This is a genomic window from Demequina sp. NBRC 110054 (assembly GCF_002090115.1).
Lineage (GTDB): Bacteria > Actinomycetota > Actinomycetes > Actinomycetales > Demequinaceae > Demequina.
The window spans coordinates 133,439-155,171 of record NZ_BBRK01000005.1 but is presented as its reverse complement, the minus strand read 5'-3'; the positions used below and the strand labels follow the sequence as shown (position 1 = coordinate 155,171).

General features: G+C 69.5%; 24 protein-coding genes, 1 tRNA gene and 1 pseudogene. 7 read left to right on the top strand and 19 right to left on the bottom strand.

Going from position 1 to position 21,733, the window contains the following annotated elements; genetic code table 11:
• Positions 1–80 precede the first annotated feature (80 nt).
• Positions 81–1,112, top strand: a complete 1,032-nt coding sequence (locus B7K23_RS10000) for a P1 family peptidase (protein ID WP_084126447.1) — start codon at positions 81–83, stop codon at positions 1,110–1,112.
• A gap of 101 nt (positions 1,113–1,213) precedes the next feature.
• On the opposite strand, the gene B7K23_RS09995 is transcribed toward B7K23_RS10000, so the two are convergent.
• Positions 1,214–1,456 (bottom strand): hypothetical protein, encoded by a 243-nt coding sequence (locus B7K23_RS09995; protein ID WP_084126446.1) that lies wholly within the window; start codon positions 1,454–1,456, stop codon positions 1,214–1,216.
• Between the two features lie 82 nt (positions 1,457–1,538).
• Here B7K23_RS09995 and B7K23_RS09990 point away from each other — a divergent pair, with 82 nt between their 5' ends.
• Complete coding sequence (locus tag B7K23_RS09990; RefSeq protein WP_084126445.1) at positions 1,539–2,651, top strand: class I SAM-dependent methyltransferase; 1,113 nt, start codon at positions 1,539–1,541, stop codon at positions 2,649–2,651.
• Positions 2,652–2,794: 143 nt separating this feature from the next.
• Here B7K23_RS09990 and dinB read toward each other — a convergent pair whose 3' ends face one another.
• From dinB to B7K23_RS09970, 4 genes are all read right to left on the bottom strand, one after another.
• Positions 2,795–4,003: a DNA polymerase IV gene (gene dinB / locus B7K23_RS09985; RefSeq protein WP_084126444.1), complete on the bottom strand. Its 1,209-nt coding sequence runs from the start codon at positions 4,001–4,003 to the stop codon at positions 2,795–2,797.
• Positions 4,004–4,348: 345 nt separating this feature from the next.
• Positions 4,349–5,146 (bottom strand): hypothetical protein, encoded by a 798-nt coding sequence (locus B7K23_RS09980; protein WP_084126443.1) that lies wholly within the window; start codon positions 5,144–5,146, stop codon positions 4,349–4,351.
• A 15-nt stretch (positions 5,147–5,161) separates the two neighbouring features.
• Entirely contained in the window at positions 5,162–5,500 is a 339-nt protein-coding gene (locus B7K23_RS09975; RefSeq protein WP_084126442.1) for a hypothetical protein, read from the bottom strand.
• A 97-nt stretch (positions 5,501–5,597) separates the two neighbouring features.
• A protein-coding gene (locus B7K23_RS09970; protein ID WP_375730884.1) for an IS3 family transposase occupies positions 5,598–6,802 on the bottom strand; the annotation gives its coding sequence in 2 pieces (ribosomal slippage) (positions 5,598–6,526 and positions 6,526–6,802; 1,206 coding nt in all).
• Between B7K23_RS09970 and B7K23_RS16155 the strand changes: the two are divergent.
• Positions 6,793–6,954 (top strand): annotated as a pseudogene (locus B7K23_RS16155) (IS481 family transposase); the annotation flags it as partial. The gene B7K23_RS09970 and the pseudogene B7K23_RS16155 overlap by 10 nt on opposite strands.
• A 51-nt stretch (positions 6,955–7,005) precedes the next feature.
• Here B7K23_RS16155 and B7K23_RS15970 read toward each other — a convergent pair.
• From B7K23_RS15970 to B7K23_RS09950, 4 genes are all read right to left on the bottom strand, one after another.
• Entirely contained in the window at positions 7,006–7,203 is a 198-nt protein-coding gene (locus B7K23_RS15970; RefSeq protein ID WP_084126441.1) for a hypothetical protein, read from the bottom strand.
• Between the two features lie 120 nt (positions 7,204–7,323).
• Positions 7,324–7,397, bottom strand: a tRNA-Pro gene (locus B7K23_RS09960).
• Positions 7,398–7,459: 62 nt separating this feature from the next.
• The gene (locus B7K23_RS09955) at positions 7,460–8,650 is read right to left on the bottom strand and encodes a GGDEF domain-containing protein (protein ID WP_084126440.1); all 1,191 of its coding nucleotides are present in this window, start codon (positions 8,648–8,650) and stop codon (positions 7,460–7,462) included.
• Positions 8,651–9,823, bottom strand: coding sequence for a GGDEF domain-containing protein (locus tag B7K23_RS09950; protein WP_084126439.1), 1,173 nt, complete (start codon positions 9,821–9,823; stop codon positions 8,651–8,653).
• A 108-nt stretch (positions 9,824–9,931) separates the two neighbouring features.
• Between B7K23_RS09950 and B7K23_RS09945 the strand changes: the two genes are divergently transcribed.
• Positions 9,932–10,537, top strand: coding sequence for a nucleoside deaminase (locus B7K23_RS09945; protein ID WP_084126438.1), 606 nt, complete (start codon positions 9,932–9,934; stop codon positions 10,535–10,537).
• A 9-nt stretch (positions 10,538–10,546) separates the two neighbouring features.
• Here the strand turns inward: B7K23_RS09945 and B7K23_RS09940 are convergent, their stop codons facing one another.
• Positions 10,547–11,941, bottom strand: a complete 1,395-nt coding sequence (locus B7K23_RS09940) for an MFS transporter (protein ID WP_084126437.1) — start codon at positions 11,939–11,941, stop codon at positions 10,547–10,549.
• 78 nt (positions 11,942–12,019) lie between these two features.
• Between B7K23_RS09940 and B7K23_RS09935 the strand changes: the two genes are divergently transcribed.
• The 3 genes from B7K23_RS09935 (at position 12,020) to B7K23_RS09925 (ending at position 14,288) form a co-directional block, all read left to right on the top strand.
• The gene (locus tag B7K23_RS09935) at positions 12,020–12,982 is read left to right on the top strand and encodes a serine aminopeptidase domain-containing protein (protein ID WP_234996494.1); all 963 of its coding nucleotides are present in this window, start codon (positions 12,020–12,022) and stop codon (positions 12,980–12,982) included.
• The gene (locus B7K23_RS09930) at positions 12,975–13,760 is read left to right on the top strand and encodes a glycerophosphodiester phosphodiesterase family protein (RefSeq protein WP_084126435.1); all 786 of its coding nucleotides are present in this window, start codon (positions 12,975–12,977) and stop codon (positions 13,758–13,760) included. Before B7K23_RS09935 ends, B7K23_RS09930 begins: the two co-directional genes overlap by 8 nt.
• Positions 13,761–13,862: 102 nt before the next feature.
• The gene (locus B7K23_RS09925) at positions 13,863–14,288 is read left to right on the top strand and encodes a DUF1801 domain-containing protein (RefSeq protein ID WP_084126434.1); all 426 of its coding nucleotides are present in this window, start codon (positions 13,863–13,865) and stop codon (positions 14,286–14,288) included.
• A 59-nt stretch (positions 14,289–14,347) separates the two neighbouring features.
• On the opposite strand, the gene der is transcribed toward B7K23_RS09925, so the two are convergent.
• From der to B7K23_RS09880, 9 genes are read right to left on the bottom strand one after another with little or no spacing between them, the layout of a single operon-like run.
• A complete protein-coding gene (gene der, locus B7K23_RS09920) occupies positions 14,348–15,835 on the bottom strand; it encodes a ribosome biogenesis GTPase Der (protein WP_234996528.1) in 1,488 nt (495 codons plus the stop codon).
• Between the two features lie 35 nt (positions 15,836–15,870).
• Entirely contained in the window at positions 15,871–16,587 is a 717-nt protein-coding gene (locus B7K23_RS09915) for a 1-acyl-sn-glycerol-3-phosphate acyltransferase (RefSeq protein ID WP_234996493.1), read from the bottom strand.
• Positions 16,584–17,276 carry a (d)CMP kinase gene (gene cmk, locus B7K23_RS09910; RefSeq protein WP_234996492.1) on the bottom strand — a complete coding sequence of 231 codons (693 nt, stop codon included), beginning with the start codon at positions 17,274–17,276 and terminating at the stop codon, positions 16,584–16,586. The genes B7K23_RS09915 and cmk overlap by 4 nt, the downstream gene beginning before the upstream one ends.
• The gene (locus B7K23_RS09905; protein WP_084126431.1) at positions 17,255–18,307 is read right to left on the bottom strand and encodes a prephenate dehydrogenase; all 1,053 of its coding nucleotides are present in this window, start codon (positions 18,305–18,307) and stop codon (positions 17,255–17,257) included. The genes cmk and B7K23_RS09905 overlap by 22 nt, the downstream gene beginning before the upstream one ends.
• A 5-nt stretch (positions 18,308–18,312) precedes the next feature.
• Positions 18,313–18,675: a chorismate mutase gene (gene aroH / locus B7K23_RS09900; RefSeq protein WP_084126430.1), complete on the bottom strand. Its 363-nt coding sequence runs from the start codon at positions 18,673–18,675 to the stop codon at positions 18,313–18,315.
• A gap of 49 nt (positions 18,676–18,724) precedes the next feature.
• On the bottom strand, positions 18,725–19,474 hold the full coding sequence (locus B7K23_RS09895; protein WP_084126429.1) for a pseudouridine synthase: 750 nt from the start codon (positions 19,472–19,474) through the stop codon (positions 18,725–18,727).
• Positions 19,474–20,028: an SMC-Scp complex subunit ScpB gene (gene scpB / locus B7K23_RS09890; protein ID WP_200809821.1), complete on the bottom strand. Its 555-nt coding sequence runs from the start codon at positions 20,026–20,028 to the stop codon at positions 19,474–19,476. Before scpB ends, B7K23_RS09895 begins: the two co-directional genes overlap by 1 nt.
• The gene (locus B7K23_RS09885) at positions 20,028–20,900 is read right to left on the bottom strand and encodes a ScpA family protein (protein WP_234996491.1); all 873 of its coding nucleotides are present in this window, start codon (positions 20,898–20,900) and stop codon (positions 20,028–20,030) included. The genes scpB and B7K23_RS09885 overlap by 1 nt, the downstream gene beginning before the upstream one ends.
• A 1-nt stretch (position 20,901) precedes the next feature.
• Positions 20,902–21,717: a ParA family protein gene (locus tag B7K23_RS09880; RefSeq protein ID WP_084126426.1), complete on the bottom strand. Its 816-nt coding sequence runs from the start codon at positions 21,715–21,717 to the stop codon at positions 20,902–20,904.
• Positions 21,718–21,733: the final 16 nt, after the last annotated feature.

The window sequence follows — 21,733 nt, the reverse complement described above, 5'->3', positions numbered from 1 at the left end:
CCCCGGCGAGGCCACCTCGCCGCGGGGCGGACGGGGACGACGTAGTGTGAGCGCACCCGAACGATCGAATCGAGCGCGCCATGAACTCCACACTCACGTGCCTGCCTGGTGTGCGCGTCGGACACGCCACCCACCTCGATGCACTCACAGGGTGCACCGCTGTCCTGTTCGACAGGCCGACCACAGTCGCCTTCAGCGGCTTCGGCGGCGGCGTGGGCGGGTTCAACACCTCGGGACTCCGGTCCGGAAAGACGGACTACGGGCTCGACGCTCTCTTCGTGTCCGGCGGCAGCAGCACGGGGCTCATGGCGGGCGCCGCGATCATGGAGGCGATGCGCGAGGACGCCATCGGCTTCCGATCCGGCCCGGGCGGCTCAGTCGTGAACCCGTCGATCGCGGGTGCCGCCATCTACGACCTCGGGATGAGCCTCACTCCGTTTGCGCCCGAGTACGGTCGTGAGGCGTACCTCGCCGCCACCACCGCGCCCGTCGGATCAGGCAACGTGGGCGCGGGCACCGGCGCGTCGGTTGGCAAGTTCCTGTGGCTGGATGGCGGCGCAAGCCTCGGTGCGATGAAGGGCGGCGTCGGCTCGGCGCGCGTCGATCTTGGCGGGGGCATCGTCGTCGCGGCGATGTCCGTCGTCAACGCGATCGGCAACGTCGTCCTCCCCGACGGGGCGATTCTCGCCGGCAACCGTGCCGAGTCGGGAGGCTTCGCCGAGTACGAGGACACGGCCGACATCGTCACCCGTCAGCTCACCAACACGACCATCACCGTCGTGGGCACGAACGTCGATCTCGGGGGCAAGGAGCACTACGAGAGGCTGTCGGTCCTCGCCTCCCACGGGCAGATCCGCGCGATCAACCCCGTCCACACCTCCGGTGACGGGGACGCGGTGTTCGTGTTCAGCACCGCCGAGCTGCGCGATCCCCTCAACGCCAACGCGCAGTTCTTCAAGGAGGGCCCCACCGACATCCATCTCCAGGTGGACCTGCTCGGCCACGCCGCTGCGCGCGCCGTCCAGCAGAGCATCTACGACGCGTGCCGCGCTGCCGAGACGGTGCTTTTCGCCGATGCCTTCGGCGGTGCGATACCGGCGGTCGACCGGTAGCGCACTCCGGCCAAGGAGAGCCGGCCACCCGCGGCCTTGACGAGGTCCCCGCCGTCGAAGATCCCAGAGCCAGCGAGGAAGCCGCTGTAGGCGCCGGTCGGCTACCGAGGTTCCCGCCGGGGGCGCTCAGGGCGCGGCGGCACTTCCTTTGCGGCGACGATCGCGGCCACCGGGATCTGCTCGACTTCACGCACACCGTCGACCACCACAATCTCGTCGTCGACGCTGAGCAGCTCGCCGAGGGCGTCCGTCGCCTGTCCCGTGGGGATGAGGTAGCGCACCACCACGCGCGCGCCGGGTGCGGGAAGGCGGATTCGTCCCTGTCCACCGCTCTGCTTAGGCATGACTCCATCCTTCCAGAGCCACAAGGTTCGCCGGGCTCCTCGGCCACGTACTCCCTTGGCCGTCCACGGCTAGGCTTTCGTCGTGATTCTCGACGACCTGCGACGCTGGCCTGACGTCGAGGCCCCTGGCCTCGTCGCCGTCGACGCGGCCGATCGATTGATCCTGGACGAGTCCGCGGAGCTGCGCGTGTCCGCACAGCCCGGCGACATCGTGGTGATCAACGACGCCTACGGGGCGCTCACCCTTGGGGCTGCAGATGCCGGTGCGAGCGGGATCCGGACGCATATCGACGCGCTCACCGGCGAGCGGGCGCTGGAGGCCAACGCCTCTCGCGTGGGGCTCGCCGGCACCTTTCGCTCAGCGCCCCTCGACGCGGATCTGGTGACCGGAGCGCGAACAGTCCTGCTCCGCCTTCCGCGCTCCCTTGACGGTCTGCGCGACATCGCCGGCCTGATCGCCGCGCACGCCGACCCCAGCGTGGTCGTCGTCGCGGGCGGGCGTCTCAAGCACATGTCGGTGTCGATGAACGACGTGATTCGCGAGAGCTTCGAGCAGCTGGACATCAGCCATGCGCGTCAGAAGTCGCGGGTCCTCATCGCTCGTGCACCCAGGGACGGCCGTGACCCCGCTCCGGCCGCCGCGCGGATCGCGGGGCTTGAGGTGCGAGCGTTCGGCGGTGCCTTCGCGGGCGCGCGGCTCGATATCGGCACCCGCCTCCTGCTCGAGAGCCTTCCCGAGGTACCCGCCGGCGGCACTGCAAGCGATCCACTCATCGATCTGGCCTGCGGCACGGGGATCGTCGGTGCGTGGATGGCGACCCGCTATCCAGGCGCGCATGTGCACGCGAGCGATCAGTCGTCCGTCGCCGTCGCTTCTGCGCGGGCGACGATGCGCGCCAACCGCGTCGAGGACAGGGTCGCGGTAGTGCGAGACGACATGCTGTCCACGAGGCCCTCCGCCAGCGCCTCGTTCGTCGCGTTGAACCCACCGTTCCACTCGGCCGCGGCAGTGACCGACCTCATCGCGCCCCGCATGTTCGCGGATGTGGCCAGGGTTCTGCGTCCCGGAGGTCAGCTGTGGTGCGTGTGGAACTCCGGGCTCAAGTATCGGCCGCTGCTCGAGCGTGCGATCGGGCCGACCCAGCAAGTCGCGCGCAACTCCAAGTTCACGGTCACCGTCTCGACGCGTCGTTGAGGGCTGCGCGAACGGGGCCGCTCACCTCGCGCAAGCCGGAGCTCGGCACCTGTGCGTCCCCTCAACACCGCTACGCAGTTGCCCTTGATGACGGCCAGGATTCGCCACCCACCTCACGGGACTAGACGGGGCGGTGCGTGTCCCTACTCGTGCTCGGGCAGCCGCGGCGCCGATATTCCGGCGTCTCGACCGATGAGCGCCGCGCGCGTGACGGCGGCGGACCCGAATCGATCGCGCACGGCGTCGAGCGCGACATCGAGTTTGCCGTCGATGCGCGCACCATCGTTCCAGTCGATGGGGAGCTCGGGCTGCACTTCGCGTTCGCTGGTCAGGTGCGCGAGCGAGACGCCGATGAGCGTGATGCCCCGTTCGGAGATGATCGGATCCGCGGTGGCGAGAAGCCCCTGGGCGACGGCGAGGAGCACGTCGGTGCGATCGGTGGGTGTGGCGAGAGTGCGGGATCGAGTCGCCTTGGTGAAGTCGCCGAACCTGAGCCTCAGGGTCACGGTGCTGCACGAGGATCCGCGATCGCGCAAGCGCTTCGAGAGCTCGTCGATGAACTGGGTGAGAAAGGCCCTCAGCTCACTCGGCGAGTACGCGCGGTTGCCGAGCGCTCGCTGCGAGCCGATGGATTCGTGGCGTGTGGTTGCCTCAACAGGCCGCGGATCCCGAAGTCGAGCAAGCGCATGGAGGTGCACGCCTGCCGCTCTGCCGAGCCATCGCTCGGCCGTCGTGGCCTCAAGCGCAGCCAACTGTCCGACGGTTCGGATGCCGTTGCTATGCAGTTTCTTCGCGGTGACCGCGCCGACGCCCCAGAGCCGCTCGACTGGGAGCGGATGAAGAAACTCCTCCTCGCGGTCCGGCTCCACCACGAGGAGCCCGTCGGGCTTGCCGACCGCACTCGCTACTTTTGCGAGGAACTTGGTTCTCGCCACACCCACCGAGATCGGGAGCCCGACCTCGGCACGCACGCGTTCCCTGAGCCGCACGGCGATCTGCTCAGGAGTGCCGGCAAGGCGGCGCAGCCCTCCGACCTCGAGGAACGCCTCGTCGATCGAGACTCCCTCCACGTACGGCGTGGTGTCGTGGAAGATCGCGAACACTGCACGGCTCGCTTCGGAGTAGGCCTCCATGCGGGGCGGGACAACGATGGCCTCGGGACAGAGCGCACGGGCCCTCTGCACCCCCATCGCGGTGCGAACGCCCCGAGCTTTCGCTTCGTAGCTCGCGGCCACCACAACGCCGCCGCCCACGATCACAGGCATTCCCCGGAGTGCGGAATCGTCCCGCTGCTCGACCGAGGCGTAGAACGCGTCGAGGTCGGCATGCAGCACGGTCGCTTCGCCCCGCATGTCACACCTCCTGCCGCACCACGTTCCTCCAGGAATGGTCTCACCGGCGCCCGACATCGCAGCCAGACAGCAAAGAGGGCAACTCTCGATCTCTCGAAAGTGGCCCTCTGCCGGTTACTTCATTCGTCGGGCTGACAGGATTTGAACCTGCGACCCCTTGCAGCAACCGGTCTCTTTCCGGTCAATCACGGTTGTTCCCGGAACTCACGGATTCCCTCACGTTGTTCGGGAACCGGGCGGTTCGTCGTCCACGAGTGTATCCGGACGCTCACGGTTGTTCACGGTTGAATCTGATGACAATTTGATGAGCGAACACGCTGCCGCCACCGGCTGCCACATCGTCCCTCAGGGCTCTTCGTGGCGTGCCTGCGCCAGCGTCCAGGACCGCTCCCTGTCGACGTCGGCGTCGGTGCGCTCGATCATCAGGCCCCATCCGTCTGGCGCGTAGAAGTCCGCATCGAACGGGCGCAGGCCCATGCGCTCGCACGCCAGCGCGAGATGCTCATGGGTGAAGCGGTCTTGCTTGCTCCTCGCCGTCTCGTCCCACACCTCGCCTACCGGAAACTCGACACCTTCGCGCTGCACGCCGTCAGCACCCGAGAAAGGCGGGTCCTCCGCCCATCCGCCCTCCAACACCTTCACACCGACAACATGCGCGATGTGATCGCGCTCGCGAGCTCGCGGAGTCCACGGGTCGCACTTCTCGACCAGGCTGAACTCGCGATTCCCTGAGAACCCCTGACGCGTGCGGCGGTCATAGTTGTTGGGCGAGTCAGTCACCATCAACGCCCGCACCCCCCACCATCCCATCGCAACATGCGCACCCAGGTCAGTGCCAAGGTGGGCATTGGTGAACATCGCCGTCCACTCCGGATTCGCGGTCGGAAGAAACAACTTGCGATGCTCTTCCGCCTGCAACGGGAGCAGGTGTGCAAGGAGATCCGTGAGTTCCGCACCCTCGACGGGCTTCACCTTTCGGGGGCTTCCGAAACGCTTCACTGCGTTGTGCTGGGTGTGCTCGAGCATGACGTCGACGCACGTCTGCGGATCGGCTTGGAAGAACGCCACAGACCTCGTCACGGGTAGCCACCGGCCCTCGAGCAGTAGGTTCTTGATGTACGCGTCCCAGTCACGCACAGGCATGTCGACATCCTCGCACTAGTCGCACGTCGCACCTGCAATCTTGAGGATCACCTGAGTCGAGAAGTCGATGTCCGAGTCGTTGAGGAGAATGCGCAGACCATGCGACTGTCCACGCAATGAACGCGTGGGGTCTCCGCAGATCGGCTTGTCCCACTCCACGTAGTAACGCTTGCCGTCGAGCGTGTACTGCAGGTCGGGCCGATTGATCCCGACGACCTCCCCATTGGCATTGACCTGTGTCTGGTTCACACGCACATCCCGAACATCCGCGCCGTTGGCCTTCAGCTGACTTTGCTCTTCGAGCATGTCGTTGAGCTGCTGGTTCTGGACAGCATCTTTGCTGATCTTCTTCACCCCGCTCGTCCAAGCGCCACGATTGATGTTGTAGTTGGCGTCACGTGAATCGGCCTGAGTTTCGTTCCGCTCAGCATCTTTGTCCGACAGACGCTACTTAGGCGGCTGCGAGGTCAGCGTAGTACTCGGCTTCGACTTCTTCGGGGGTGCGCATGCCGAGTTCTCCGTGGAGGCGCTGGTGGTTCCACCACCAGACGTACTCGAGGGTGGCGAGCTCGACGTGCTCGACGGTCCTCCAGGGACCGCGCTGGCGGATCAGCTCGGTCTTGTAGAGGTTGTTGATCGCCTCGGCCAGAGCATTGTCATAGCTGTCGCCGACGGTTCCCGTCGACGGTTTCGCACCGAGCTCCACGACGCGGTCGGTGTAAACCATCGACTGATAGTTCGACCCGTGATCCGCGTGATGGATCAGGCCGTCGAGGTCGCCACCGGCATCCCACGCGGCCATGTCGAGCGCCTGCAGCGGCAGGATCTCAGCCTTGAGCGTCGATGCGACGTTCCAGCCCACGATCCTGCGTGAGAACACGTCGGTCACGAAAGCGACGTAAGCGAAGCCAGACCACGTCGCGACATACGTGATGTCAGCCACCCACAGCTGCCGAGGTCCTGGCGCGTGGAAGTTGCGCTTGACCAGGTCCTTCGGCATGACCGCCTTCGGATCGGACTTGGTCGTGAAGACCCGCTTGGACTTCTTCACCCCTCGCACGCCCGCCAGGCGCATGAGCCGCTCAGTCTGATCTCGCCCGATGTCCCAGCCCTGCCGGCGCATCAGCGCATGCATCTTCCGCCGCCCGTAGACGCCGTAGTTCTCCGCATGCAGGCGAGCGATCTCCGGCACCAGCAGGTCGTCACGCAGAGCGCGTGCCGATGGCGTGCGCGTCTTCGCGGCGCGATAGCCGCGAGAAGTGAGGAATCCCTGAACCGCCGGTTTGAGAACGCGACAGATGGGCTCGACCCCGAAACGATCCTTGTGCTCGTCGATGAAGCGGATCATCTCGGTCAGGGGCGGTCGAGCTCCTTGGCGAAAAACACGCTCGCAGCCTTGAGGATCTCGTTGGCCTTGCGAAGCTCGGCGTTCTCGCGCTTCAGGCGCTTGATCTCCGCGGCGGCCTCGCTGACGTTCGCGACCTTGCCGCCCGCGTTGGCCTCCATCTGGCGTTGCCACAGCCGCAGGGTCTCGGGGCACATCCCCAGCATCCCGGCCACGTGCCTCGTCGCCGAGGTCAGGTTCGGGTGATCCGGCAGCGCCTCCGCCAGCATCCGCAGCGCACGCTCACGCATCTCCGGCGTGTATCGAGTCATGGGTTCGATCAGACGGAACGAAACCCAGGCCGATTCAAACCCTGAAGAAATGGCTCACCGCCGCCGGCGACGCCGACACCCTCGCCGACCTCCAGGCCCAACTCGACCGCTTCAAGACCGGCTACAACACCCGCCCCCACCGCGCCCTGAACCGTGCCACACCCCAGGCGGCCTACGAAGCAATCCCCAAAGACGGGCCCACCCTAGAAATCCTCCACCGCCACTGGAGAGTCCGCCACGACATCGTCGACACCGCGGGCGTCATCACGCTGCGCTTCGCAGGCAAACTCCGCCACCTCGCCATCGGACGCGCCCACAAGCACCACCCGGTGCTGCTCCTCGTCGCCGGCCCCGACACCCTCGTCATCGACCCCAACAGCGGCGAGATCATCGCCGAACACACCATCGATCCCGACCGCGACTACCAGCCCAAGAAACAGAACAGCCCCTCCCGAAGGAGGGGCTGACTGTCAACGATGTCTTGAGACATCTGTAAACGATGTCCTGAGACATCACACGAGTCGGGCTGACAGGATTTGAACCTGCGACCCCTTGACCCCCAGTCAAGTGCGCTACCAAACTGCGCCACAGCCCGTGACAGCCTGATAATCGTACCGGATATCCGAGGGCTCGAAGTACACGACGCGCACCCCGCGCTCAGGCCTCCAGGGAGTCGACCACGATGCGGTCCCTCCCCTCCTCCTTCGCCCGGTACAGCGCGCCGTCGGCGCGCGCGAGCAGGGCATCGAAGGGCACGCCGGCCTCCGCGACGATCACGCCGAAGCTCATCGTGGGCGCCGTGATCGCCTCATCGCCGTACTCGCGCTCGACCGCCGCGGCGACCCGCTCGCACACGGACACGGCGACGTCGACGTGGGCGGCGCGCAGCAGCAGGCCGAACTCCTCGCCTCCGAGGCGGCCCGCGAGATCCTCCTCCCGCAGGAGGCCACGACAAGCCGCGCCGAAGGCACGCAGCGCGCGGTCGCCCTCGGCATGGCCGTGGGTGTCGTTGAGCCGCTTGAAGTGGTCGAAGTCGGCGACGATCAGCATGAGGCGTCGACCACGCCCTCCTTCGTGGACCAGCCGCTCCACGGCGAGCTCCGTGAAGGCTCCGCGCGTGAGCAGGCCGGTCAGCTCATCGCGAGTCGCCCGCTCGCGCCACTGCAGCGTGTTCTCGAGGTTGCTGAGCTCGGCGACGGAGTAGATGATCACGGCGAACCACATGATTACGCCGATGACCGCCGCCTCCGGACCGAGCCAGATGCGGTAGAGCGTCGATTCGGTGCCATCCGCGAGGTGGATGAGCACGCGCACCGCATAGAACGCCGCGAGCAGGGTTGAGGAGACGGCGACCGCGGTGACCGCGACGCGCGCCGTGTGCAGCGAGCCCACTCCGCGCCCGAGCGCACGCCCCTGGAGCAGCCGCCATAGGGTCCACGCCGTGAGCGTCATGAAGAACCCGGTCCCAAGGATCTGCGCGAAGCCGTCCTCGTAGACGATGCCGTCGTTCTGCTCGGCCAGCGTGAAGCCGCCGATCACGAGCGGTGCAGGGATCAGGTACCACCACGGCGTGCCCTTTCCGTGGAGCGAACGCGCGGCCCCCCAGGTGCATGATGCGCCGAGCACCCTCAGTGCACTGCCTCCCGCCGCCACGACAGAGCCACCGGGATCGCCGACGACGTGCAGGAACAGCCCAAGCCCCGCCGCGATCATGGCGCCGCTCCACCAGCCGGCGTAGGGCGCGCGGGATATCCGATACGTCCCGAGGTACATCAGCGCGAAGACGCTCACCCCGAGCAGCAGCTCGATGAGCCTGAGCGTCTCGATGTCGACCGGCATCTCCAGCATCTACTCCACCGCCGCCTCGCCGACCTCGAAGCGGTCCCTCCCCGCACGCTTGGCCTCGTAGAGCGCATCGTCCGCGCGCAGCATCGCGGTCTCGAGGTCCTCACCCGCAGCCACCGATGTGGCCCCGTAGCTCACGGTCGCGCGTCCGAGCCGCACCGGCGCTCCGTCCCCGTAGGTCTCCGAGATGCGAGCCGCGACCTTGCGCGCGGAGTCCATCTGGTCGGTGTCCAGGAGGATCGCGAACTCCTCGCCGCCGATCCGCCCCGCGATGCCGATGCCCTCCACGGCCTGGCGGCACACGGCGCCGAAGGCGAGCAACGCGCGGTCCCCCGCGGCGTGCCCGAGCGCGTCGTTGAGCTCCTTGAAGTGGTCGAGGTCGGCGACGATCAGGATCCTCGAGCCCGACCTCCGCACGCGACGCTGCTCTGCGCGCGCGAGGAACTCCGAGCGCGTGAGGAGGCCCGTGAGGTAGTCGTACGACGCCTTGAAGCGCAGCTCGCGCGTCAGCTCGTACGTCGCGAGCTCGCTCATCCCGAACGTCGCGATCAGCAGGATGATCGCGAGGATCACTGAGGTGGTGAACGTCCCGAACCACTCCTCGAGTCGCGGATCGTCCGGGCCCAGGGCGAGGTAGCCGATCAACCGGGCGGTGTACCAGGCACCGAACACGACCGAAGCCGCGTACAGCGACAGCAGCGCGACCCTCGAGCCGTCGTGCGAATCCGGGACCCCGGTGTGCGGACGCTCCTTCAGCAGGAGCCACACCTCTCGCGCCGCGAGCACGAGGCACGCGAGCATCGCCGCGATGAGCACGCCCGCGCCCGCCCACTCGTCCGCGGCCGGGTTCCCGAGGATGGTTGCGATCGCCACGGCGGCCATCAGCCCGCCGAGCACGGGCCACGCCGGACGCTGACCGCGGATGGCACGCGTGGCGAACCAGACGAATCCGGTGCCGCCGACCGCGAGCACGTTGCCCACCGGGTTGAGGATGCCCTGGAGCTCGGTGCCGTTGAACGAGTACGCGGCGGTGCTCGCGCCTGTGCCGACGAGGCCCAGGCACCACCACAGCGCGTAGCGTGCACGCGTCGGCCGATACGTGCCCAGGTAGAACAGCACCAGTGCCACGAGAGCGACGAGCGCCAGCACGATGCGGGCGGTCAACGGATCGACCATGGGTCACAGCGTAGCGACACCGAGCGACAGCGCACAGGAGAGTTGCGGTCCGTTCCAGCGACGATGGACCACAATGGGGGCACAGGACCCGAGTCGAGGAGCGCCCCCATGTCATCCCCCCTGTCCGCCACGTTCACGATGGGCCTGCCGTCATGGCTGGTCGACGAGCTCGACTCCCTCCCCCGCGTGGTCGAGGGAGGGGAGGCTCAGATGGCGCTCGTCAACCGGCTCGCGGACCGCAACTGGCGCGAGGGCAACGGCGGCCCGTTCGCCGCGATCGTGGTCGACCACGGCACGGGCGAGCTGATCTCGGTGGGAGTCAACGTGGTCCTCGCGACCGGAAAGTCGAGCGGTCACGCCGAGGTGATGGCCCTCGGCCTCGCGCAGGAGCGCCTCGGCACGTGGGACCTGGGCGCCGAGCGGGATCTCGCTCTCGTCGTCAACTGGCGCCCGTGCGTCCAGTGCTACGGGGCGACTATGTGGTCGGGTGTCCGCCACCTCGTCGTCGCCGGCGACGGTCCCGAGCTCGAGCAGCTCACGGGCTTCGACGAGGGGCCCATGGTCGCGGACTGGGCGGCACAGTTCGAGGCCAGGGGGATCGCGGTCACGCAGGACGTCGGCAGGGACGATGCGCTCGCGGTCTACCGCTCGTACGGCGCCTCGGCCTCGACGGTCTACAACGCGCGCGGCGCCGGTCGCATCGACAAGGACTGAGCGCTACAGCTAGGCGGCGACGTCCTCGCGCGGCACGTCGATCTTGACCATGAGCAGCGCGACGAAGCCGACGAGGACCACGGACATGATGCCGACGACACCCGAGATCGTCGCGCCCGTGGCGGCGATCGCGATGGTCCACATGAGCGGCGCCATCCACGACGCGGCGCGGCCGGTCGTCGCATAGAGGCCGAACATCTCGCCCTCCTTGTCCTTGGGCGCGACCCTGGCCAGCAGGGAGCGCGACGCGGACTGGGTCGGACCGACGAAGAGGCACAGCACGAGGCCGGCGATCCAGAACACGGTCTTGCCCTGATCGTGCAGCGCGACCACGGCGGTCGCAGCGACGATCATGCCGCCGAGCGACCACAGGATGAGCGTGCGCGGACCGATCCAGTCGTCGATGGTGCCCGAGATCATCGTGGCGATGCCCGCGACCAGGTTTGCCGCGATGCCGAAGATCATCACCTCGGTCGCGTCGAACTTGAAGGCCACGGACGCGATCACGGCGCCGTACGCGAACACCCCGGCGAGGCCGTCGCGGTAGATCGCGCTCGCGATCAGGAACCACACGGTCGAGCGATCCGACCGCCACAGCCGGACGACGTCGCGCCACAGTCGCCCGTACGACGCGAAGAAGCTGACCGGCTCGCGCCCGGTCGCTGCGGGCTCGGGCACGAAGGCGAAGACCGGCCAGGCGAAGGCGACGGTCCAGATCGCGGCACCCACCGCGATCAGGCGGTAGGCCATGCCGTTCGACGTGTCCATCCCCCACCAGTCGGCGCTGTCGGCCACGACCACGAGGACGAGCGCGACGATGCCACCGATGTAGCCCATGCCCCAGCCGAGCCCCGACACCTTGCCGACGTTCCTGGGCGTCGTGACCTGGGTGATCAGCGCGTTGTACTGCGCGCCGCCGAGCTCGTTGGCCACGAGGCCGATCGCGATCAGCCCGACGCCGAGCACGAAATACGAGGGCGCGGCCTCGACGAAGTACAGCGCCGCGGTCACGATCGTGAGCACACCGGTCGAGACGGCGAGCCAGCGCTTGCGCTTGCCCGCCGTGTCGGCCTGCTGCCCGAGCACGGGGGCGACCAGGGCGACGAGGATGCCCGCGACCGTGCCGGCGAGACCCACTCCGCTCGCGAGCCCGGCGAGCGCGAGGTCGTACTCCGGGTCGTTCTCCCCCAGCGCGGCGATCGCGGGATCGATGAACGCCTCGGAGGTCAGGTAGAGCGCCGTGAAGACGAACGTGACGATCACCGAGTTGAACGGCTGCGTCGCCCAATCCCACAGCGCCCACGCGAACACCCGTCCCTTGCCGGGCGCGGGCGGCTCGGCGATGGCTGCGTCGCCGTCGTGGTCCATGGCGACAGCGTATGCGGGCGATCCCTCATCAGTCATGGGCCAAGAATGTCGCAACTTGGTAAACGGAAGGTGAAGACACGTCGCCGAACCCCAGGTGCGACGTACGATGCGCGGGTGAGCGCCCGCAGCCAGTCGACCCAGATCGCGTGGCGGGACGACGTCCTCCCGGGCTTCTCGCGCTCCTCGCTGGGCCCCGCGACGCTGGTCCGCTTCGACTCGCGCCCCGAGTCACCTCGCGGCGTCGTCCTCATGGTGCACGGGTACAACGACTACTTCTTCCAGGACCACGTCGCGCGGGCTCTCGTCGCCGCGGGATACGTCTTCTACGCGCTCGACGCACGGCGCGCGGGCCGCTCGCTCGCCCCCGAGGACGTGCCCCACTTCATGGCTGACGTCGCCGAGCAGGGCGAGGACATCGCGGCCGCAGCGGACGCCGTCGCCGCGCTCGAGCCCGGTCTGCCTCTCGCGCTCCACACGCACTCGACCGGATCCCTCACCGCGCTGATCCGCCTGCACGATCACGGAACCGGCCCGGTGGACGCGCTGGTGCTCGACGCGCCCTACCTGGGCTCGGTGCCGTCGTGGCGGCTCAAAGTGGGTGGCGCGACGCTTCCCGTCCTCGCCCGCCGCAGGCCGCTCGCGGTCGTGTCACGCGGCCCCTCCTGGTACGCCACGCATCAGTTGGAGGCCAACGGAGGCCGCTGGAACTTCGACCCGCGTTGGAAGCGCCCCGAGGGCCTCCCCGCCCGCGCCGCATGGCTCCACGCGGTCGTGCGCGCGCAGGCCCGCGTGGCCAGGGGGCTGGAGTTGGAGCTGCCGATCCTCGTGGCTCGCGCCGCCGAGGGCGGTCCCGACTCCCCCGACAACCCCCTGCTCGATGCGCAGGACACCGTGGTCGACCTCGAGGCCATCGCACGCATCGGGCCCCGCCTCGGCGCGAATGTCGAGGAGCTTGTCGTCCCCGACGGCGTCCACGACCTCACCCTCTCGGACGATGCGCCGCGCGCCTTCTACCTCGACCATCTGGTCGAGTGGCTGGGCCGGGTTCTTCACGAGGCCGGGGAGACCGATGGCTGAGAGCAGCTCGCAACCACGTCACCCCTACCTGGGCGAGCCGGGATCGGTCATCGCGCTCGCCCACCGGGGCTTCTCCCGCGAGGGCCTCGAGAACTCGATGCGCGCCTTCCAGGCAGCGGTCGACCTGGGATTCCGGTACGTCGAGACGGACGCGCACGGCACCTCCGACGGCGTCGCGATCGCCCTGCACGACTCCTCGCTCGACAGGACGACGGACCGCGCGGGCGAGGTCTCCGCGCTCCCCGCCTCCGAGGTCCTGGGCGCGCGGATCGGCGGCGTCGAGCCCGTGCCGCTGCTCGAGGACGTCCTGGGCACGTGGCCCGAGCTCCACGTCAACATCGACGTGAAGGCGGTCTCCGGCATCGTCCCTGTCGCCGAGGCGATCGAGCGCACCAAGGCGCACGACCGGGTGTGCGTCGCCTCGTTCTCGTCGAGGCGACGCCTCGACACGGTTCAGCGGCTCAGCCGTCCCGTCGCGACATCGGCGGGCACGTCGGAGGCCGCGCCGTTCTTCGCGCTCGGCGGCAGCGGCCGAGGCGTCGGGCCCGCGCTGCGGCGCGTGCATCTGCTGCAGATCCCGGCCGCCCTCCGCGGGATCACGCTGCTGACGCGCCGGCACGTCGAGGCCGCGCACCGCGCCGACCGCCAGGTGCACGTCTGGACCGTCAACGAGACCGCGCAGATGACCCGCCTGCTCGACTGGGGCGTCGACGGCCTCGTCACCGACCGCGCCGACCTGCTCAAGGACGTGCTGATCGCGCGCGGTGCCTGGGCCTGAAGGTCCTGACCCGCTGGGCCCACGTGCACGCCCGCATCCACGAGGCGTGCCTCCCCAGCATCGTCCGTTCCCGCCGTCCGTCTGCCATGCGACGATGACCGCATGGGAGACGGACGAGCACCGAACAAGACCCAGCCGACCGATCGGCCGGTCGACGACTTCGTCGCGGCCGTCGAGCCGGCGCGCCGACGGGAGGAGGCCGAGCGCATCGTCGCCCTGCTGACCGACGCCACGGGCGAGCAGCCCGTGATGTGGGGGCCGAGCATCATCGGCTGGGGCACGTACACGTATCACTACGCCTCGGGGCGCTCGGGCGAGTGGATGAAGGTCGGGTTCTCGCCACGCAAGGCACAGCTGACGTTCTACGGCCTTCAGGACTCGGAGGAGCAGGCGGAGCTGCTCGAGTCGCTCGGCACGCACACCACCGGCGTGGGGTGTCTCTACGTCAAGAGACTCAAGCAGGTGAGCGAGGAGACGCTCGCCGAGCTTGCCCGGCTCGGGATCGCGCGGGGCGACTACACGGCCTGACGGGTCGCGCTGCCGCCCGGCCCTGGCGGCAGCCGGGCCCAGACTCGCGCGGCACGACGTCAGCGCTGCTTCTTGCGCTTCTCCCTCACGCGCACCGAGATCTGGATCGGCGTGCCCTCGAAGCCGAAGGTCTCGCGCAGGCGGCGCTCGATGAAGCGGCGGTACGTCGGCTCCAGGAACCCGGAAGCGAACAGCACGAAGCGCGGCGGGCGCGTGGATGCCTGAGTGCCGAACAGGATCTTGGGCTGCTTGCCTCCGCGCACCGGGTGCGGGTGCTCCGCGACCAGCTCGCCGAGGAACGAGTTGAGCTTGCCCGTCGAGATGCGCTGATCCCAGCTCGACAGCGCGAGGTCCACCGCGGGCATGAGGCGGTTGGTGTGCCAACCCGTGAGCGCCGAAAGGTTCACGCGCGGGGCCCACGTGAGCTGCACGAGATCCTTCTCGATCGAGCGCTCGAGCAGGAACCGCTCGTCCTCGCCCACGAGGTCCCACTTGTTGAACACGAGCACGAGCGACCGGCCCGCGTCGACCACCTGGGACAGCACACGGGTGTCCTGCTCGGACAGCGGGACCGAGGCGTCCATGAGCACGAGCGCGATCTCCGCGCGCTCGATCGCGGTCTGCGTGCGCAGCGACGCGTAGAAGTCCGCGCCCTTGGTCTGGTGCACGCGGCGACGGATGCCTGCCGTGTCGACGAGCACGAACGGGCGCCCGTCGATCTCGACGGTCTCGTCGACCGGGTCACGGGTGGTGCCCGCGAGATCGTGGACGACGACGCGGTTCTCGCCCGCGAGGTTGTTGAGCAGCTGCGACTTGCCCACGTTGGGCCGCCCGACGAGCGCGATGCGGCGCGGGGTGTCCTCCGCGACCTCGACCTGCGGCATCTCGGTCGGCAGGATCGCCATCGCGGCATCGAGCAGATCGCCCGTGCCCCGCCCGTGGAGCGCGCTCACCGGGTAGGGCTCGCCGAGCCCCAGGTTCCACAGTGCGGCCGCCTCGAGCTCGCCCTGCGGGCCGTCGACCTTGTTGGCCGCGAGGACGACGGGCTTGTCGGCCTTGCGCAGGAGGCGCACCACCTGCTCATCGGTCGCGGTCGCGCCGACGCTCGCGTCGACGACGAAGACGATCGCGTCCGCGAGGTCGATCGCCGCCTCCGCGGCCTGCGCGACGGACAGGTCGATGCCCGTGACGTTCTTCTCCCAGCCGCCCGTGTCGAGCAGCATGAAGTCGCGGCCGGCCCACTCGGCCGGGTAGGACACGCGGTCGCGGGTCACGCCGGGCTTGTCCTCGACGACCGCGAGGCGCTTGCCGATGATGCGGTTGACGAGCGTCGACTTGCCGACGTTCGGGCGACCGATGATCGCGAGCGTCGGCAGCGCCTCCTCGACGAGCGGCTCGGGCTCGCCGCCCAGGGCCGCGAGGTCCTCCTCGGTGAGCTCGTACGCCTCGAGGCCCGCCCGCAGCGCGGCCTCGCGGATCTCGTCGAGGCTCTCCTCGGGATCGGACTCGTGCGGGGCCGGCAGCTCGGTGTCGCCGGCGCCGAGCATGCCGAGCTCGACCTCCGGCTCGTCGAAGTCCGTCATCATGCCTCCTGGGCGTCGTTCGCGGCGCGGGTCCCGCGCGGGTCGTCCCTCGGAAGCTCGAGGTCCGTGGTGGTCTGGACTGCGGCGAGGTGGTCGCGAAGGATCGCCGCCACGCGCTCCTCCGCCCACGATTGCCGCGCCCTTCCCTTCAGATCATCCGGGATCTCGAGCGCGTTCGCCTCGCCGAAGTCCATCAGCATACGCCGCCTGAGCTCGGGCCACCCGTGGACGGACTCCCCCGGCAGCCTGGTGCCGAGGATCGCGACCGGTACGACGGGCGCCCCTGAGCGCACCGCGAGCCACGCGGCGCCGCCGTGCACGGAGTCCGCCTCGCCTCCCCCGCGGGTGCCCTCGGGGAACACGCCCACGACGTCTCCCCGCTTCAGCACCGCCAGTCCCTGCGCGAGCGCCTCGCGCCCCGAGCCCTCGACGGTGATCTGCTGCGCGGCCCTCAGGAAGCGCCCGAACGTGCCCTCCATCATGTGGCCGCCGATGAGGAAGTGGGAGCCGCGCGGGATCACGCCGTGCAGCAGCGGGCCGTCGGCGATGCCAATGTGGTTCGCCACGACGATGACGGGGCCGGTGCGCGGAAGCCTGTCGACGTGGCGCACCTCGGTGCGCCACAGCACCTTCGCCATGAACCGGCCAACCCAGCGCGACCAGCGCGGGCCCCAGCGGCTCGGGACGTCCCTGCCCGACGACTTGCGAGAGGTCACGACGACTGCTTCGCGAGCGTCAGCACCGCCTGGACGGCCTCCTCGATCGTGAGGTCGGTCGTGTCGACGGTGACCACCCCGTCGGCGGCGGTGTGGAACTGCACGACGGTCGAGTCCTGCTTGTCGCGGCCCAGGACCGCCTCGCGGACGGTCGCGGCGTCGGCGCCCTCACCCGCGCGGCGAGCGACGCGGACGTCCTCGTCCGCCGTCATGAGCACGCGCACGTCCGCCTCGGGGGCGATGATCGTCGTGATGTCGCGGCCCTCGGCGACCACGCCCCGGCCCTCGGAGTAGCCGCCCTCACGCTCGGCGGCGATGACGTCCTTCTGCCACTGGCCCAGGATCGCGCGCGCCTCGAGGTTCGTCGCGACCTTCGACACCGACAGCGCGACGGTGTCGGACCGGATCAGCCGCGACACGTCCTCTCCCTCGAGCATGATCGAGGGGTTGTCGGGGTTCATGATGAGCTCGACGTTCATGGTCGCGACCATCGCCGCGACGTCGTCGTGGTTCGTCAGGTCCACGCCCTCGCGCAGGCACCACAGGGTCCCGACACGATACGTCGCACCCGTGTCGAAGTAGGCGAGCTTCAGCCGCCGCGCGACCTCGCGCGCGACGGTCGACTTGCCGGTGCCTGCCGGCCCGTCGATTGCGATCACGATTCCGGTCATGAGGAGGCCACCGTCCATCCCGCTCGTTCCAACGCCTCGACGAGCGGCGGGGCGCTCTCGGGCTCCACGTACAGCGTCGTGAGACCCACCGGCTGACGCGGCGAGTGCTCGATCGACAGGTCCTCGACGTTCGCACCCACCTGGGCGGCGTCGGTGAGAAGGCGCACCAGTTGTCCGGGCTCGTCCGGCACGATCACGGTGACCCCGCGCCAGTCGCGGGTCTTGCCGCCGTGCTTGCCGGGGATCCGCTCGACCTCGAGGTTGCCCCGCGCGATGAGGTCCGTCAGGGCCTCACCGATGTCATCGGCCTCGCGCACGTCCTCGAGGTCGCCGATGATGTGGTCCAGCGTCGAGACGAGCGCCGTGTGGTTGAGCCGGGCGATGTCCGCCCACATCGCGGGCGGCGAGCCGGCGATGCGCGTGACGTCGCGCAGCCCCTGCCCCGCCAGGGCGACGTCGTCCGCGTGCAGCGGGCCGAGCGCGGCCGCCGCTGCCGACGCGACGACCTGCGGCGCATGGCTCACCCTCGCGACGGCCGCATCGTGCGCGTCCGCCGCCATCTCCACGATGTCGCTCTCGAGCGCGCGCGCGACGGTCCTCACGACCTCCACGGTGGCGTCGGGCGCATCGCCCGCGCAGACCACCCACGGCCGCGCGCTGAACAGATCGGACTGGGCGGCGAGCCCGCCCGAGACCTCGCGGCCCGCCATGGGGTGCGACCCGACGTACCGCTCGGAGGCCTCGATGGCACGCGCCGCGGCGAGGACGGGGGCCTTGACCGACGCGACGTCGGTCACCACCGCGCCGGGCCACGCGCGCAGCGCCTCCGCCACGACGTCTCCGGTGTCGGACGGCCGGACCGCGACGATCACGAGCTCAGGCTCGCGCTCCCCGAGCGGCTCGCCCGCGCCGATGTCCCACGCGAGGCTCGCGGCGCGCTCGGACGCGTCGGTGATGGTCACGGGCCAGCCCTGGGTGCGCAGGCCGAGGCCGATGCTCGCACCGATGAGGCCGGCACCGATGATGTGGGTGCGGGGGTGGACGGTCATCGCGGCTACTGGGCGAGATCGCGGCGGAGCGCGACGGCGTCGCCGAGGTAGACGTGGGCGACGTCCTCGCGCGCACGCTCCGTGTCGACGTGCATCATCACGCGGACGATGCGCGGCAGGGCGCCGGGCACCGGGATCTCCTGTGCGCACATGAGCGGGACCGCGCCGAACCCCATCTCCCGCGCGGCGGCCGCCGGGAAGTCGGAGACGATGTCGGGGGTGACGGTAAAGATCGCCGAGATGACGTCGTCCGTGGTCAAGGCGTTGTCCCGCATGATGGCCGACACGAGCTCGCGCGTCCGGTCGTGAAGGTGCTGCCTCTCGTCCACGTCGAGCGAGATGGCACCTCGGATCGCGCGTACGGTCATGGCGCCATCGTATCGTCCGGGGCCGCGCCCGAACGCCGCCGTCGCAAGGCTAGAGCCCCGCGACCTCCATGAGCTCGCCGACCTCGGTGCGGTCGAGCTGGCGGACCTCTCCAGGGGCGAGCGTGCCGAGCCGGACGGGACCGAACTGCGTGCGGACCAGCTCGACCACCGGATGGCCGACCGCATCGAACATGCGGCGGACGATGCGGTTGCGGCCCTCGTGGAGCTCGACCTGGACGAGCGAGTGGTCGCCCGAGATGTCGAGGATCGTCGCCGACGTGACCCGTACGGGACCGTCGGTGAGGTCCACGCCCTCGCGCAGCATGGTCGGCAGACCCTTCGCGACCCGGCCCTCGACCTTCGCGACGTAGATCTTGGAGACGCCGTGCGTGGGGTGCGCGAGGCGGTTGGCGAGGTCCCCGTCGTTGGTCAGCAGAATCACGCCCGTGGTCTCCGCGTCCAGGCGGCCGACGTGGAACAGCCGCTCCTTGAAGTCGGCCACGTACTGGTCGAGCGCGGGCCGCCCCTGCGGGTCCTGCATCGTCGACACGACGCCGAAGGGCTTGTTGAGGACGACGGTCACGTGCGCGTCGTCGACGCTGATCCGCTTGCCGTCGACCTCGATCGCGACGGCGTCGGGGTCGACCCGCACGCCGAGCTGGTCCACCACCTCGCCGTTGACCTGCACCCGTCCGGCCTCGATCATCTCCTCGCACTTGCGGCGCGAGCCGACGCCCGCGGACGCGAGCACCTTCTGCAGCCGGATGCCCTCTGGCCTGTGGATCTCGAGCTCCGCCATCACCGTGCTCCCTCGGAGTCCGCGCCGTCCACGTCCGCCAGCTCGGGCAGGAACGGGGCCAGCGGGGGCAGCTCGTCGAGGGAGGACATGCCCATCCGCTCGAGGAACTCCGTCGTCGTGCCGTACAGCAGCGCGCCGGAGGTCTCCCCGACCTCGGTCACGAGTCCGCGCGCACTCAGCGTCTTCATCACGGAATCAACGTTAACGCCACGGACCTGGGACACCTGACCACGCGTCACCGGCTGGCGGTACGCGACGACCGCGAGAGTCTCGAGCGCCGCCTGCGACAGCCGCGCGGACTGGCCCTCGACGACGAACCTGCCGACGACGTCCGCGTACAGCCGCGACGAGTAGATGCGCCAGCCCCCGGCGACCTCGCGGAGCTCGAACCCGCGCGGCGCCTCGGGGTCCGCGTACTCGTCCTGCAGCGCGCGCAGCGCCTCGAGGACCTGCTCCTCGGGGATCTCGAGGGCAGCCGCGAGCTGGTCCGGCGGGACGGGCTCGCTCACGACCATCAGCACGGCCTCGAGCGAGCCCCGAACAGTGGTGTCCATCAGCGCTGATCCTCCTCGTCGGCGCGCGCGGGCTCGCGCGCTGCCTCCAGGCCGACGCCCATCGCGTCGTCCTCATCGAACTCCGCGGAGACGTCGACGTCGTCGCTGCCTCCGGTCCACCTCACCGTGAGCTCGCCGAGCGAGCGCGCCTGCTCGAACGACACCGCCGCCTCGCGGAACAGCTCGAGCAGTGCAAGGAAGCGCGCCACCACCACGTGCACGTTCTCGGCGTCGGCGACGAGCGACCGGAAGGTCGCGGAACCGGAGTGCTGGAGCCTCGCCGCGACCACGTGCGCCTGGTCCCTCACGCTCACCGCGGGGTTGTGCAGATGCGACAGCGACACCGTCGGCACGGCCTTCGGCTCGAGCGCCTTGGCGGCGAGGGTCGCGAGCATCTCCGGCGTGATGCTCCACACGAGCTCGGGCAGCAGCATCGCGAAGTGGTGCTCGAGCGGCACGTCGCGCGGCATCCGGCGCGGCGCCTCGAGCATCCCCTCGAACCGGCCCGCGACCTCCTTGAAGGCGCGGTACTGGAGCAGGCGCGCGAAGAGCAGGTCGCGCGCCTCGAGGAGCTCGAGGTCCTCGAGGTCGTCGACCTCGCCCTGGGGAAGCAGGCGCGCGGTCTTGAGGTCGAGGAGCGTCGCGGCGACGACGAGGAACTCGGACGCCTGCGAGAGGTCCCACTCCGCCTCGTGCGTGCGCACGATGCTGAGGAACTCGTCGGTGACGCGGGCGAGCGCGACCTCGGTGATCTCCATCTGATGCTTGGAGATCAGGCTGAGGAGCAGGTCGAAGGGCCCCTCGAAGTTGTCGAGGTGGACCTCGAATCCCTTGCGTGGGGCCTCGTCCGGCACGAGCGGGCCGGCGGTCACGCTACGCGGCGACCCCACGCGACATGAGCTCGCGTGCGAGCTTGCGGTAGGACTCCGAGCCGGCGTGGCTCGGGGCGAAGGCGAGGATCGGCTCGGCGGCGACGGTCGCGTCGGGGAACTTCACCGTGCGGGCGATCATCGTCTCGGTGACGCGGTCGCCGAAGGCCTCACGCACCCTCTCGACGACCTCCTGCGAGTGGAGCGTGCGCGCGTCGTACATGGTCGGGATGATCGCGTCCATGGTGAGGCGCGGGTTCAGGCGGTCCTGCACCTTCGTGATCGTGTCGACCAGGAGCGCGACTCCGCGCATCGCGAAGTACTCGCATGCGAGCGGGATCAGCACGCCGTGCGCGGCGACGAGCGCGTTCACGGTGAGCAGCCCGAGCGAGGGCTGGCAGTCGATGAGCACGACGTCGTAGTCGTCGACCACTCCGCGCAGCGCGCGGGCGAGCGCGCTCTCACGCGCGACCTCGCCGACCAGCTGCACCTCCGCCGCCGACAGGTCGATGTTGGCGGGCAGCAGGTCGAGGTTCTCGTACGCGGTGCGCATGATGACGTCCGCGGTCCTGACGTCCGAGCGCATCAGCAGGTCGTAGACCGTCGTCTTGAGGTCGTTGGAGTTGATGCCGAGGCCCGCCGAGGCCGCGCCCTGGGGGTCGAAGTCGACGAGCAGCACCCGCCGGCCGTACTCGGCGAGCGCGGCGGCAAGGTTGACCGAGGTGGTCGTCTTTCCGACCCCGCCCTTCTGGTTGCACAGGGCCACCACGCGAGCGGGCCCGTGGCTGGTGAGAGGCTGCGGTTCGGCGTAGTCGGTCACGCGCCCAGGTTACCGC